The 13,929-nt window shown below is 44.6% G+C and carries 13 protein-coding genes; 1 reads left to right on the forward strand and 12 read right to left on the reverse strand.

Translation table 11 applies throughout. The annotated features are described in order from the left end of the window. Position 1: 1 nt before the first annotated feature. The 8 genes from ACE4RR_RS03190 to ACE4RR_RS03225 all read right to left on the reverse strand — a co-directional run bounded on the left by ACE4RR_RS03190 (position 2) and on the right by ACE4RR_RS03225 (position 7,585). Positions 2 to 1,525, reverse strand: a complete 1,524-nt coding sequence (locus tag ACE4RR_RS03190) for a sodium-dependent transporter (protein WP_375533949.1) — start codon at positions 1,523 to 1,525, stop codon at positions 2 to 4. A gap of 242 nt (positions 1,526 to 1,767) precedes the next feature. Beyond that, positions 1,768 to 2,580 carry a sporulation protein YunB gene (yunB, locus tag ACE4RR_RS03195; protein ID WP_375533950.1) on the reverse strand — a complete coding sequence of 271 codons (813 nt, stop codon included), beginning with the start codon at positions 2,578 to 2,580 and terminating at the stop codon, positions 1,768 to 1,770. Positions 2,581 to 2,644: 64 nt separating this feature from the next. Next, the gene (locus tag ACE4RR_RS03200) at positions 2,645 to 3,130 is read right to left on the reverse strand and encodes a dihydrofolate reductase (RefSeq protein WP_375533951.1); all 486 of its coding nucleotides are present in this window, start codon (positions 3,128 to 3,130) and stop codon (positions 2,645 to 2,647) included. Then, positions 3,127 to 3,921, reverse strand: coding sequence for a thymidylate synthase (locus ACE4RR_RS03205; RefSeq protein ID WP_375533952.1), 795 nt, complete (start codon positions 3,919 to 3,921; stop codon positions 3,127 to 3,129). Before ACE4RR_RS03205 ends, ACE4RR_RS03200 begins: the two co-directional genes overlap by 4 nt. A 111-nt stretch (positions 3,922 to 4,032) precedes the next feature. Then, entirely contained in the window at positions 4,033 to 4,335 is a 303-nt protein-coding gene (locus ACE4RR_RS03210; protein WP_375533953.1) for a YunC family protein, read from the reverse strand. 65 nt (positions 4,336 to 4,400) lie between these two features. Next, a complete protein-coding gene (locus ACE4RR_RS03215) occupies positions 4,401 to 5,792 on the reverse strand; it encodes a bifunctional metallophosphatase/5'-nucleotidase (RefSeq protein WP_375533954.1) in 1,392 nt (463 codons plus the stop codon). A gap of 41 nt (positions 5,793 to 5,833) precedes the next feature. Then, complete coding sequence (locus tag ACE4RR_RS03220) at positions 5,834 to 6,658, reverse strand: sulfite exporter TauE/SafE family protein (protein ID WP_375533955.1); 825 nt, start codon at positions 6,656 to 6,658, stop codon at positions 5,834 to 5,836. A gap of 60 nt (positions 6,659 to 6,718) precedes the next feature. Then, a complete protein-coding gene (locus ACE4RR_RS03225; RefSeq protein ID WP_375533956.1) occupies positions 6,719 to 7,585 on the reverse strand; it encodes a DUF72 domain-containing protein in 867 nt (288 codons plus the stop codon). 327 nt (positions 7,586 to 7,912) lie between these two features. Here ACE4RR_RS03225 and ACE4RR_RS03230 point away from each other — a divergent pair, with 327 nt between their 5' ends. After that, entirely contained in the window at positions 7,913 to 8,953 is a 1,041-nt protein-coding gene (locus ACE4RR_RS03230; RefSeq protein ID WP_375533957.1) for a hypothetical protein, read from the forward strand. A gap of 515 nt (positions 8,954 to 9,468) precedes the next feature. Here the strand turns inward: ACE4RR_RS03230 and sufB are convergent. From sufB to sufD, 4 genes are all read right to left on the reverse strand, one after another. Continuing rightward, a complete protein-coding gene (gene sufB, locus ACE4RR_RS03235) occupies positions 9,469 to 10,866 on the reverse strand; it encodes a Fe-S cluster assembly protein SufB (RefSeq protein WP_375533958.1) in 1,398 nt (465 codons plus the stop codon). A 95-nt stretch (positions 10,867 to 10,961) separates the two neighbouring features. Next, positions 10,962 to 11,408: a Fe-S cluster assembly sulfur transfer protein SufU gene (gene sufU, locus ACE4RR_RS03240; protein ID WP_375533959.1), complete on the reverse strand. Its 447-nt coding sequence runs from the start codon at positions 11,406 to 11,408 to the stop codon at positions 10,962 to 10,964. After that, the gene (locus tag ACE4RR_RS03245) at positions 11,395 to 12,618 is read right to left on the reverse strand and encodes a cysteine desulfurase (protein WP_375533960.1); all 1,224 of its coding nucleotides are present in this window, start codon (positions 12,616 to 12,618) and stop codon (positions 11,395 to 11,397) included. Before ACE4RR_RS03245 ends, sufU begins: the two co-directional genes overlap by 14 nt. After that, entirely contained in the window at positions 12,618 to 13,928 is a 1,311-nt protein-coding gene (gene sufD, locus ACE4RR_RS03250; RefSeq protein WP_375533961.1) for a Fe-S cluster assembly protein SufD, read from the reverse strand. The genes ACE4RR_RS03245 and sufD overlap by 1 nt, the downstream gene beginning before the upstream one ends. Position 13,929 lies beyond the last annotated feature (1 nt).

Here is a 13,929-nt window from a genome sequence, read left to right on the forward strand (position 1 = left end):
ATTATTTCGCCTCCTCGTCATATAATTCTTCTAATTGTGTTTTTTTGTTCCAGCGGATCAGGGAGAAAATAATTCCTGCGACAAGCGCAATACCTGCCACCATCCAGCCGCTTGAGAAAATAAACAGATCTGAATATCCTTCATAGTTACCATTATCTGTGTCAAATTGCTTCATAAGGTTCTGACGGAAGAGATCAAACATCATATAGCCGAGCACAATTGGTGTGATTACACCTAAGCATACTTTCCACCAGCGGCCGAGCGGAATGTCTGAAATTCCATTGGCGTGCTGCTGCAGCGGAGTCAGCTGCTTTAAGAACCATGCAATCGCAACAACTTCAACGAGACCTACTAATGCGACACCGAACTGGTTGATGAAGTAGTCGGCAGCATCGAGTATATTGAGACCACCCTGTGTAGCATACATTAGTGACAACAGGGCTGCCAGGCCACCGCCGAAAGCAACGGACTTCGCTCTCGAAATTCCAAATTTTTCTGAGAAACCTTTAACATAGGTTTCTGAGATGGAAATTAGAGAGGACAGACCAGCTAATACAAGTGAGGCAAAGAACAGAAAGCCGAATAATCCGCTTAATGCTGGAAACTCACTGATAATCTGCGGAAATACAACAAACGCGAGACCTACCCCGCCTGCTACAACTTCCTGAACAGGCACTCCTGCCTGGGAAGCCATAAATCCTAATGCTGCAAACACACCGATACCGGCAAGGAGCTCAAAGCTGGAATTACTGAAGCCGGTGATAAATGCATTGTTCGTCACATCAGATTTCTTTGGCAGGTAACTGGAGTAGGTGATCATTATCGCAAATGCTATCGATAAACTGAAGAATATCTGACCGTAGGCTGCTACCCATACTCCGCCTGAGGTGATAGCCTCGAAGTTTGGCTCGAAGAATGCCTGCAGTCCTTCTGCTGCTCCTGGCAGAGTAACAGCCCGGATACAAATGATTAAGAAAATAATGACTAGTGCCGGTATGAAAATACGGTTTGCAATTTCAATACCTTTTTTAACCCCTCGGAACAATACACCTAATGTAATGGCCCACACAACAATCAATGGAATCAGAACGCCGGGAACAATGCTCCCAAACTGTCCGGGATCAGTGTACTGAAGATATTCTGAAAATAAAAAGCCTTCTGTGTCCTCTCCCCACGCCTGATTGAAAGAAAAAATACTGTAGGAAATCGCCCAGGCGATAATAACTGAATAATAAGTTGAGATGACGAAGGCTACAAAAACTGCCCACCACCCAATCCATTCTGCTTTCTTATTCATACGTGAAAAACTAAGTGGTGCAGAACCCCGGTACTTATGACCTATAGTAAATTCCATAATTAAAAGCGGAATCCCAGCTGTCAGCAATGCAAATAAATATGGAATAAAAAAGGCACCGCCCCCGTTTTCATATGCGGTAGCTGGAAAGCGCCAAATATTACCAAGACCGACAGCAGAGCCGACTGCTGCCAGGATAAAACCTGCACGCGTACCCCATTGTTCTCTCATCTTAAACGTTCTCCTTTCATAATAAAAATTAATGATAATTATAAAATAAAAAATATTCAGAAAAAATACCCCGACTGTCCACAGGTCCTGTCTAAGAAGGCGTTGTGTCTTTCTCCAGTGAACAGATGTATCCCCCGAAAAGCCCCCTTCCCAGTCTCCGTTTACTGATAATTCGCTATTTTATTATAATTATTATTACCTATTTTGTCAAAATTATTTCGGGCGGGTACATTCTTTATCTTTTATTCATTTTTCGTTATCTCCTCCTCTCGAAACGCCGGGGCAGGAGATTCCCCATCGTTTTCGCTGTAAAATTGAGGAACATCTCCAGATATGAACACCATTCCTACTGGGACAGAAGTAGCAACTGCAGCGTTATCTGCTGCAAAAGGAATAACCACCTGAACGTCTACTTCAATATCAACGGAAACACGTAAATATGTGTTATTAATCCCTGATTCGAAAATGGATTCACTCATAGAAGCCTTTACCTCTCCTATGGGTGTGAAACGCACTGGAATCTGCGGCCCCAGCTGAGCAAGCAGAGCATTATTTGTTGCCTGTCCGAGCGGGATCACATGAACAATTCCTTTTTCTTTGAAATTCTCTACGCGGCTGTCTTTTTCCATTCTTCCGGATAATGCTCCCGGTTTTCCGTCCTCAACCTGCTTCAAATAAATCTGCACTCGCGAGGTAATGTCAGCAAGGATCTGATTATATGTCCGTGCATTGAAACGGACAGAAGTCACCTGCCCTTCCTCGTCCGTTTCGATATTAAGCATGTTCTCCATATCGATATCCTGAATGATATTGCTTGCGATTGCCTCATTAATAGCCTCTGTCGCAATTTTTTGCGTTTCTGTGCGGGCAATGGCCATCAGTGTCGGCCGAATACCGTGATCAACGAACCAGAGTGCTTGTATCGTAAGCAGTAGAAAGAAAAACAGAGAAAGAATGAAGACATATTTAAAGGGAAGCGGTGATTTCCATGAAAGCGCCGGTTTCTTTGCCGGGCGGGATTTCATTGTCTTGAACACTCGTTTCCGTTTGCCCATAAGAAAACCCGTCCCTCCTTAGCCTGTTTTTATGTATATGCTGGAGAGTCCGGGTTCAAGCACACTATCTTTTTCTTTTTAACAACACAAATCTGTGTCGATAAGGATTTTTTTCGTTGACTGTTCCCTGAACTTCTGACACCTTTATCCACTCATCGTCATCCCACGACGGAAAATAAGTGTCCCCGTCGAATTCTTCCTCAATAAAGGTCAGGTTCATTTTATCAGCAAGCGGAAGCATTTCTTTAAAAATAGTTTCACCGCCGATTACAAAAATTTCTTCCTTCCCTTGAGCAAGTTTTTTCAAATCTTCAAATGAATGAATCAGTTCGCAGCCTGCAGCTCTAAAGCTTTTGTTAGAGGTGAGCACAATATTCCGGCGATTGGGCAGAGCTCTGCCGATGGATTCATACGTCCTGCGGCCCATCATAATCGTGTGACCGCTCGTCGTTTCCTTGAAATGCTTCAGGTCTGCCGGCAGATGCCATGGCATTTCATTGTCTTTTCCAATTACTCTGTTTTTATCAAGAGCCGCCACGAGCGTGATCATACTGATACCTCTCCTTTGATGTGTGGATGAGGGTCATAGTTTTGCAGCTCGAAATCATCGATCGAAAAGTCAAAAATCGACGATATCTCCGGGTTAATATGCATTTCCGGAAGCTGCCTCGGCTCACGTCCCAACTGAAGCTTAATCTGATCAACATGGTTCAGGTAAATATGTGCATCGCCAAACGTGTGAACAAATTCACCAGCCTGGAGCCCGCATACCTGAGCTGTCATTTTTGTAAGGAGCGCATAGGAAGCAATATTGAATGGAACGCCGAGAAAAACATCAGCACTGCGCTGGTAAAGCTGACAGGACAGCCTGCCGTTGTTTACATAAAATTGAAACAGGCAGTGGCATGGAGCGAGCGCCATATCATCTATCTCTGTCGCGTTCCATGCATTGACAATCAGGCGGCGTGAATCGGGATTTGTTTTAATTTGGTCGATCACGTCGGAAATCTGGTCTACTGTTTTTCCATCAGCACCTTCCCAGGAACGCCATTGCTTTCCATATACCGGCCCGAGATCTCCCTTTTCATCTGCCCATTCGTTCCAGATTTTCACTTTATTATCTTTTAAATATTGGATATTGGTGTCCCCTTTTAAAAACCAGAGAAGCTCATGAATAATAGAGCGCAGATGTAATTTTTTTGTCGTGAGGACAGGAAATCCTTCGTCCAGGTTGAACCGCATCTGCCAGCCGAACGTACTGATCGTGCCGGTGCCGGTGCGGTCGCTTTTCTCCTGACCATTATTGAGTATATGGCTGCACAAATCCAGATATTGCTTCATAGATTATTCCTCCAAGCACAATTATGTATTTTATCATTATATCAGTTAATGGCATAAATAGCAGTTCATTAAAATAGGAAAAACGCCGCCTTTCGAGACAGCGCTCTTTCCTTATACTCCTATAAGCAGGGCCTCTCTGCCACTCATCCCCTTCTTCCAGCCAAGCTCTCCGGCAGCTATCGTTACTGATTCGAGCGGTGCCTGCAGCAGCTGATCGAGCGTTCTTACTCCCATCGCTCTGCCCGCCACAATTTTTCGGTCCGGCCATTTGCCATCAAGCACTTCGATGTCGAGCGCTCCACACATTATATAGCCGATCTGGCTTTTTACAATAAGCAGTGTCGTCTCGGGAAGCTCCACAGTAATCGTTTGAAATGTTCTATTTTCAAGTTGAATCGTATCCAAAGTTACCACCTGTATTCCCCCTTCTTCTTCATCATATGATGATAAGGGGAAGAGGGATTCAGCACATTACCTGCTTACCCGTATTGTTTACTAAGAGTGTACGCAAGCACATCCCGCATCGTTTCAGGCATGAAATATTTCTTCTTCGTACACTGCGCAAGTCCGGGATACAGCGGACCGAACGTAAACATATCCGCTGTGGCGAGCTTGTATTCTTTCTTCGGATCAATCCGCTCGCTTCCAATTAAAATCTGCTTAACATAGGATGACAACTCATCCAATTCAACGGTCATGCCGCTGAACTCCATTCTGCCGAGTTTCACTCCTCTAAACCCGAGACCTTTCAAAGGCAGGTGGATCATTTTCTCTGTAAACGCAGCCGCGATCGTTTCTTTAAGGACGGATCCTTTTACATGGACAAGACATGGGTTGACCGGGTGAGGGCAGAGCCGGTGAATATCTTTTCTTGTAACCGGACCTGAAGGTAAAGAATCAAGCAATAATCCGGAATTGAGCATCGCTATTTCTGCGCCGCACCATTCTTTCACTCCATCAGTAAGAAGCTTGGCAAATTCGGAAGGTTCGGTCCAGGACACAGCAATTTCCCTGGACAGATGCGCAATTCGCTCCTCTAATAGCTTATCGGTTTCCTCGCCAAGAGAGGCAAGCAATGCTTTCGTTTCAGGAGATGGCCTTTCATGTCGAACTGACACAGCAGCTCCTTCTGAATGAATCACCTTATTTCTATCCTGGTCGTACAACAATTTAATTTCGCCCGCATAATAGCAGTTCTTTCCACACTGAGCAATTAACGTATTATTAATGTTCACAGCCTGCTTTAATAGATGGTGGGTATGTGCCCCTAGAATTACATCTATGCCGTTAAATTTTCTAGCTATTTCCTCGTCATCGGGATACCCGAGATGAGAAAGAAGAATAACAATATCAGACTGCTCTTTCACCTTCTCCAGCAGCTCGGGAAGCCACTTGAATGGATCCTGGACATCCCAGCCCAATTCTTTATAAAACGGGTAAAACGGCACAGTCAGCCCAATCAGTCCGATGCGGAGACCTTCCTTCGTACGTAATAAGTCGTAAGGTTCTGCCCAGCGGGGACGATTTCCTTTTTCATCAAATAAATTAGCAAGCAGCACTGTAAAAGAAGCTTCATCATAAAGCTCGTCAAGCTCCTCTTTAGAAAAAGTGATGCCTTCATTATTGCCGATCGTAATATGGTGAATGCCGGCTTCATTCAAAAGCCTGACATTTGCTTTTCCTTTTGTGGCCTCCGTTATGGGATGAACCCTGTCGGTATGATCTCCTAAATCAAAAAATAACGCAGTCTCTCCTTGTTTTTCGTGAAAGGAGCGCTGGCTCTTCATGTAGGAAACTACGGATGGCCATTGTGACAATTCACTGTGAAGATCATTCGTGTGATATATATGTAAAGGTATTATTGAGGTCATGTCAGCACCGCCTTTATCAGAACAAATACTTCCTTAAATTATCATATCCCCGTCACACCCTGCCAAATTAAGCGGATGCCCACAAATATGAGGAATATCCGCAGTATTACTACTAGTGTATCACTTTTCAAACGCCGGTTAATTTCCGCTCCAATCTGCGCTCCCACCCATGCGCCGGGAATAAGAGCTAACACAAGACCCCAATCAATATTTCCAAGGGCGATGTGACTGAGAGAGCTTACAATCGCAGACAAAAAAACCATCAGCATCGAAGTAGCCACGGCCCGGTGTGGTGGAAATCCGAATAATACAATCATTGCCGGGACAAGTATCGACCCGCCTCCGATGCCAAAAAGACCGGAGCACAGCCCGACAAACAAACCTAATGATATCGCAATGCACGGTGTAAAACCATATTCAATTTCACTCCCGGCTTCATCTTTGTAATATCGGCGGATCCCTTTTCCTCTGATCCGCAGCGGCTTCAACTTCTTCCGGAACACGAGACCGAAGGAAACAATGATCATAAAGGTTCCAAAAATAATCAGAAAAGGGTCTCCATCCACCCCTTTATTCAGCCATACTCCGATTAATGCACCCGGACCACTTCCAGAGAAAAAAATAAGAGCTGATTTATAATCTACTTTCTTCTGCCGAATATATGCGATGGTAGAGGATAAGCCGGTGACAATCATAATCAGCACCGAGGTGCCAACAGCTGTCTGCGGGGTAATATCGGTTAAAAGAGGACTTATTGCGCTTAGTATCATCAACGCAGGCACGATAATAATTCCGCTTCCCAGCCCCATCAGACTGCCGGCCAGACAAGCAAAAAATCCAATGACAATGAGTAAAAGCCAATCCATTATTACCCTCTTTTCTCTATGTATCAAACAAGTAAAAGGTTGTTTGCAGCTTACAGACAGTTATTCTTCCGAATGATTTTCAAACAAGGATATCTGCCGAGGGGCAAGACCTTCGTATGAAACTCCGGCCATCTTTAAAAAAGTTTTCGCGTTTCCTGCCGCATGTCCTCCTGAATTATTGTTAAATACTACACATACCTTTTTAGATCCGTTTTGAAGCTTATTTATTTTCTCAAGCAGCTCCTTCAATTCGTGCTGCGAGTAATCATATAAATATCGGACACGCCGCCAGTTTTCCCCCTTCACCGGTTTTCTCCATGCTTCGACGTTACGGCCGTGAAGACGTACGAGCGTTTTATCAGCATGCGTTGTTTCGAGTACCATCGGGACAGATCCTTCACCGGACTGCGGCTCATCACACACGCTGTGAATCCACTCTTCTTCCTTCATAAATGTCAACGTTTTTTCTTTAAATTCCGAAGCAAACCACGACTGATGACGAAATTCCAGCGCGCAGGGAAAGTCTGTAAGCTTTTCTCTGACATAACGCAGATAAGCGACATTTTCCTTTGTACAATCGAACCACGGTGGAAACTGGCAGAGAACCATAGAGAGCTTTCCTGCTTCTACTACAGGCTTTATCGATTCAACATAAGCTTTAAACATTTCTTCATGATCTGCAAATGGAATTTCTCCACGTTCATGTCCGGTCATGCCCTGATATGCTTTTACAATAAAAGAGAAACGATCCGGCGTGTCTTTGATCCACTTATGATAATTCTTCAGCGGCTGTACCGCATAAAAAGCAGAATCTACTTCTACTATTGGAAAGTGAGCACTGTAGGCCTGGAGTTTATCTGTCTGCCTGGTGCCCTCTGGATAAATGGAATCGTGGTCTCCCCACCCTGTTAATCCTACTTCTAACAAAGCTGTCCCCTCCCGTTCGTACATGGTAAACAGAAAAGCGAACCCCAGAGCTGGTCCGCCTGTTACATGTACTTATTTTACCTGCAGATATAAAGTTCAAACTATTTGACGTTTCATAAATTATATCACAAATATATGAAGGTAAATCATTTTGAAAACTACATTATTATGTTATCTGATTATCAAATCTCTTTAATAGTCTATTACACATATTTCTCTTTTTACAGTACAAACACGGGCAGTTATTATAAATGGAATTACCGGTATTAGCCGTGGCTGGAAGGGGTTCTAAGCATATTAATAGTCTATAATGAGGAGGTGAATACTATGAAAAAGAAAAAGAAACCTTGTTATCCTGAAATAATCTGCCATGAGTCAGGTAAAGTGCTCTGCAAGACTTCAGCTCCTCGAAGAACACCCAGTTGGGTAGTTAACACGGGACCTACAGGACCTACAGGACCTACAGGACCTACAGGGCCGACGGGGCCTACGGGGGTTGCCGGCGTTACTGGAGCTACCGGGGCCATCGGGCCGACGGGACCTACGGGCACTGCTGGAGCCACCGGACCTACCGGGGCCACGGGAGCTACTGGACCTGCCGGTGCTACGGGCGCTGCCGGAGCCACTGGCGCTACTGGGGCCACCGGGCCGACGGGACCTACGGGCACTGCTGGAGCCACCGGACCTACCGGGGCCACGGGAGCTACTGGACCTGCCGGTGCTACGGGCGCTGCCGGAGCCACTGGCGCTACTGGGGCCACCGGGCCGACGGGACCTACGGGCACTGCTGGAGCCACCGGACCTACCGGGGCCACGGGAGCTACTGGACCTGCCGGTGCAACTGGAGCAGCGGGAGGAGAAGGTACTTTCTTACAAACGACAACATTAGGTTCTGTTGACAGAATTATAGCATTTAATGAAGGTGGAGGTAATAATCAAGTGCTCGGAGCTCTATTGTTTAACAACTCTAGTGCTGTAACAGTTGATCGTTTAGCAAGTTATATTAATCAAATCGGTTCTCCGGGTGAATTTCAGATGGCTATTGCAATTCCAACCGGTATATCTACAGCACAAGTAGTGGCGACTACTTCTATTTATACAGGAGCTTTAACACCCGGAGTATTCGTTTTACCATTGACCGCAGCCTACTCTATAGCTGCTAATACAGCATACTACTTGGTAATTAGGGACCAAAATAACGGGTCGTCTTATGGCGGCATGGCTTCTGGTTATGGATCTGCATTGCAAACTTCCCCCATAAATTTCAGGGAACAAAATGTAGCAGCTCTTGCAGTAGGTCAGATATTAAACACTAGTGACGTCAGTTTAAATTTAACTCCATGGTTGGCTGCTTTAACAGCTTTATAATTCTTATTTTTTCTAATATAAGTTTCCCCTCTTCATTTAACAAAGAAAGTTATATTTCAATCAATAACAAAATCACCCTTGTCGGTTCTATTACCGGTTATGCTAGTGCAGGATTGGCTATTAATTAAAAGAATCACTTTTCACAACCCATTTATGCAGGCTTTTGCCTGCTTTTTTCTATGTTTGCAGGCAGATCCAAAAGGCGAAAGCCTTAGCTTTTATAATACTTTTATTTTTTTGAATGAATTTCATAATTTCTATTCTTACATAAGTAAGCGGTTGAAATGTACGTAGACTTCTGCGGGAAAAGCAACGGCTGAAGACCCCCTTGGGAGCGATTTTCCTCCCAAGGAGGCTGAAGCGTTGCCCGCGAAAAGCGAAGTGGATTTCAACCGCAGATGCAAGACTTTTGAAATTGATTCCTTTAATAAGCATAGATTTTCTTAAGGTATTAAAAAAAAGAGCCACCAATTAATTGGTGACCCTGTTTTTATTTCTTGAGAAACTTCAATGAATTAACCGATAGAACCTTCCATTTCGAAGCTGATCAGCCGGTTCATTTCCACGGCATATTCCATTGGAAGTTCTTTTGTGAATGGCTCGATAAAGCCCATTACAATCATTTCTGTTGCTTCCTGTTCAGAAACTCCGCGGCTCATCAGATAGAAGAGCTGCTCTTCTGAAACCTTAGAAACAGTCGCTTCGTGCTCCAGTGTAATATTGTTATTCAGGATTTCATTATAAGGAATTGTATCGGACGTCGATTCATTATCCATAATCAGCGTATCACACTCTACTTTGGAGAAAGATCCCTGCGATTTACGCCCAAAGTGCGCGATACCGCGGTAGGTTACTTTTCCGCCGTGCTTGGAAATAGACTTCGACACAATAGTGGAAGAACAGTTTGGAGCAAGGTGCATTACTTTCGCACCGGCATCCTGGTGCTGTCCTTTTCCGGCAATGGCAATGGAAAGAATCGTTCCTTTTGCTCCTTCACCTCTCATAATAACTGATGGATATTTCATCGTGAGCTTGGAACCGATGTTTCCGTCGACCCATTCCATTGTAGCTCCAGCATCAGCAACCGCACGCTTTGTTACGAGATTATAGATATTCGGAGCCCAGTTCTGAATCGTTGTATAACGGCAATATGCGTTCTTTTTAACGATGATTTCTACTACAGCACTGTGCAGTGAATCCGTAGTATAAACCGGCGCTGTACAACCTTCCACGTAGTGGACGGAGCTGTCTTCATCAGCGATGATCAAGGTACGCTCAAATTGTCCCATGTTCTCAGAGTTAATGCGGAAATAGGCCTGAAGCGGCGTATCCGTCTTTACTCCTTTAGGAACATAAATGAACGATCCGCCGGACCATACAGCTGAATTCAACGCTGAGAATTTATTATCAGACGGAGGTATTACTTTTCCAAAGTGCTCTCTGAAAATATCCTCATTTTCCTTCAGTGCTGTATCGGTATCTTTAAATACAATACCCTGCTCTTCCAAATCCTGATTCATATTGTGATACACTACTTCAGATTCGTACTGAGCAGACACACCGGCAAGATACTTTTGTTCTGCTTCCGGTATACCGAGCTTATCAAAAGTATTCTTAATTTCTTCTGGAACCTCATCCCAGGATTTCTCCGAGCGTTCAGACGGCTTAACATAGTAAGTGATATCGTCGAAAATGAGTCCAGTAAGGTCGCCGCCCCATTGAGGCATTGGCATCTTATAAAAAATCTTTAATGACTTCAAACGAAAGTCCAGCATCCATTCCGGTTCTTCTTTAATTTTGGAAATCTCACGGACAACTTTTTCTGTCAATCCTCGTTCCGAACGAAATATCGACACGTCTTTGTCGTGGAAACCATATTTATATTCCCCGATTTCCGGCATTTTCTTTGCCATATTAAAAACCTCCTTGTGGGAAATTCAGCTTTCAGTATTACCTGAGAACTGGTTATGCAGCCCGGGACCCTGCAGCCTTCCGGGACTAGAATTATTTAATTGTCTTCTTCTTCATCCAGCCCTTTTTCCATGGCCTTCCATGCAAGTGTAGCACATTTAATCCTTGCTGGAAACTTTGTCACTCCCTGCAATGCTTCAATATCTCCAAGATCATATTTTTCGTCATCATATTCCTGCCCAAGCATCATTTTCGAAAATATATCTGCAAGCTCTAAAGCATCATCCACTGATTTCTCTTTAACAATTTCCGTCATCATAGAAGCTGACGATAAACTGATGGAGCAGCCTTCTCCGACAAATCTCGCGTCAGAGATTTTGTCATCCTCCACCTTGAGCTGGAGCTGAATGCGGTCTCCGCAGGTAGGATTGTTCATATTGACATGAAGTGTTTGATCTTCAAGCTCTCCACGGTTACGTGGATTTTTATAGTGATCCATGATCACTTGCCTATACAGCGTGTCAAGGTTACTATGCGAAGACATCACCGAAATACTCCTTTGTTTTAATCAGTCCATCCGTTAATGCATCTATATCCTCTTCCGTATTATAGATATAAAAGCTGGCTCTTGCCGTCGCTGCTACATTCAGCCATTTCATTAAAGGCTGAGCACAATGGTGGCCTGCTCTTACAGCAATACCTTCAGAATCAAGAACAGTGGCAACATCATGCGGATGGACATCATCTATATTAAAAGTTACAAGTCCTGCTCGTTTATTGGGGCCGTATATTCTCAGTCCTTCAACTTCAACAAGCTTGTCGGTCGCATACTGTGCCAGCTTTGCTTCATGAGCTTCAATGTTTTCCATTCCAATATCCCGGATAAAATCGATCGCGGCACCGAGCCCGATGGCGCCGGCGATAATCGGGGTTCCACCCTCGAATTTCCAGGGCAGCTCTTTCCATGTAGATTCGTACAGATCCACAAAATCAATCATTTCCCCTCCATATTCAAGAGGCTCCATGTTTTCAAGCAGCTGTTTCTTACCATACAATACGCCAATTCCAGTAGGTCCGCCCATTTTGTGGCCGGAAAAAGCGAAGAAATCACAATCCATGTCCCGGACATCCACTCTCATGTGAGGCGCACTTTGAGCGCCGTCCACAAGCATAACTGCACCATTATCATGCGCGATTTTAGCGATTTTTTTCACTGGATTGATTGTTCCCAATACATTGGAAACCTGCATAACAGCGACGATTTTTGTGTTGGCTGTTATCGTATTTTTCACGTCTTCCATGGAGAGAGTGCCATCATCCTGAAGAGGGATGTACTTCAGTGTCGCGCCAGTTGATTTTGCCGTCTGCTGCCACGGAATAATATTGCTGTGGTGCTCCATCGGCGTAATAACTATTTCATCGCCTTCCTGCAGGTTAGCGTATCCATAGCTGTATGCTACCTTATTAATTGCTGTTGTCGTTCCGCGGGTAAAAATAACTTCCTCCGTACTGGCTGCATTAATAAAGGAACGGACTTTTTCGCGGGCACCTTCATATCCATCTGTAGCCATGCTTCCTAGTGTGTGGACCCCGCGGTGGACATTTGAGTTGTAACGGCGGTAGTAATCATCAAGCACTTCAAGGACCTTAAGGGGCTTTTGAGAGGTAGCTGCACTGTCAAGGTAAACGAGCGGATGACCGTTTACCTCTTGCTGCAGTATTGGAAATTGACGGCGGATTTCTTGTACATCCATCAATAAACTTTCCTTTCAATAACTTCCGTTAAGCGCTCCTTCACCGCTTGAATCGGCAGGGCATTTACCACAGGGGCAAGGAAGCCGTGAATAATGAGGCGTTCTGCTTCTGTTTTTGAGAGCCCCCGGCTCATTAAATAGAACATCTGCAATGGATCTATTCTTCCTACAGAAGCTGCATGGCCTGCCGTAACATCATCTTCATCAATTAATAGGATTGGATTGGCATCTCCGCGGGAACGTTCGCTCAGCATCAGCACACGCTCTGTCTGTTCACCGTTTGCTTTCGTAGCTCCATGCTCAATCTTCGTCACTCCATTAAAGATAGAAGATGCACTATCCTTCATGACGCCATGCGTTAGAATCTGACCGTCGGAATGCTTTCCGTAGTGTATAATATGGGTGAGAAAATTCTGGCTCTGCTCTCCGCGGCCGATTGTAACTGACTTAGAATCTGTGTTAGATCCTTCTCCCTGAAGAAGTGTCGTGTTATCTGATACAGTATTTCCTTCATTCATCTGTCCGAGAGCCCAGTCGATACGGCCGTCTTTTTCCACATAGCCGCGGCGGTTCACATAAGTGGTCACGCCTTTTTCAAAATGATCGACCGCTCCGTAAGATATTTTGGAGCCGGGGCCTGCATATACCTCAGAGATGATATTTGCGACAGCCTGCTTATCTTTATTAAAGGAAACATAATTCTCAAGGAAGGTTACATCACTGTTATCCTCCGTCACAATAATCACATGGTTAAAGAGTCCGGCTTCAGGGTCCTCCTGCCAATTCACAGTCTGAAGCGGTGCTTCTACAACCACATTTTTTGGTACATACACAAAAGTTCCACCGTTTAAGAGGGCCACGTGCAGGGCATTCAGCCGGTTTTCATCCACATTGACCGCCTGGCTCATAAAATACTTTCTCAAAAGCTCGCTGTGCTCTTTTGCTGCAGTCTCCAGGTCTACGAATAAAACACCCTGCTCTTTTAAATTGCTGCTTATTGTCTGATACACTGGTTTTCCGTCCCGGTAAACAATAAGATTCTGCTCATTTGTACTCGTATCAATAAGCCTTTGAACGTCCTCATGAAGCTCCTCCGCCGATTGCAGCGTCTCTGCAGGCGTTCCATCATGCTTAAAGGAAGTGAAATTCCACGTTTTAATATTTGTTTTTTCAGGCTTTGGAAGCTCGAGCTTATCCGCAAGACGAATTGCAGCAAGGCGTTCCTCTGTCAGCCAGTCAGGCTCTCCCCGGTGTTGGGAGTACTCTTTAACATATTGTTCATCATACGTCCATTTTGTATCCACTGACATT

Origin of the sequence: Alteribacillus sp. HJP-4 (assembly GCF_042139015.1) — a bacterium.
Classification (GTDB): domain Bacteria; phylum Bacillota; class Bacilli; order Bacillales; family Marinococcaceae; genus JBHIKY01.

Coding starts and splice junctions, on each gene's coding strand:
- ACE4RR_RS03230 (WP_375533957.1), top strand. CDS start 7,913: ATGAAAAAGAAAAAGAAACCTTGTTATCCTGAAATAATCTGCCATGAG.
- sufB (WP_375533958.1), bottom strand. CDS start 10,866: ATGGCAAAGAAAATGCCGGAAATCGGGGAATATAAATATGGTTTCCAC.
- ACE4RR_RS03220 (WP_375533955.1), bottom strand. CDS start 6,658: ATGGATTGGCTTTTACTCATTGTCATTGGATTTTTTGCTTGTCTGGCC.
- ACE4RR_RS03205 (WP_375533952.1), bottom strand. CDS start 3,921: ATGAAGCAATATCTGGATTTGTGCAGCCATATACTCAATAATGGTCAG.
- ACE4RR_RS03245 (WP_375533960.1), bottom strand. CDS start 12,618: ATGGATGTACAAGAAATCCGCCGTCAATTTCCAATACTGCAGCAAGAG.
- ACE4RR_RS03200 (WP_375533951.1), bottom strand. CDS start 3,130: ATGATCACGCTCGTGGCGGCTCTTGATAAAAACAGAGTAATTGGAAAA.
- ACE4RR_RS03215 (WP_375533954.1), bottom strand. CDS start 5,792: ATGACCTCAATAATACCTTTACATATATATCACACGAATGATCTTCAC.
- sufU (WP_375533959.1), bottom strand. CDS start 11,408: ATGTCTTCGCATAGTAACCTTGACACGCTGTATAGGCAAGTGATCATG.
- yunB (WP_375533950.1), bottom strand. CDS start 2,580: ATGGGCAAACGGAAACGAGTGTTCAAGACAATGAAATCCCGCCCGGCA.
- ACE4RR_RS03190 (WP_375533949.1), bottom strand. CDS start 1,525: ATGAGAGAACAATGGGGTACGCGTGCAGGTTTTATCCTGGCAGCAGTC.
- sufD (WP_375533961.1), bottom strand. CDS start 13,928: ATGTCAGTGGATACAAAATGGACGTATGATGAACAATATGTTAAAGAG.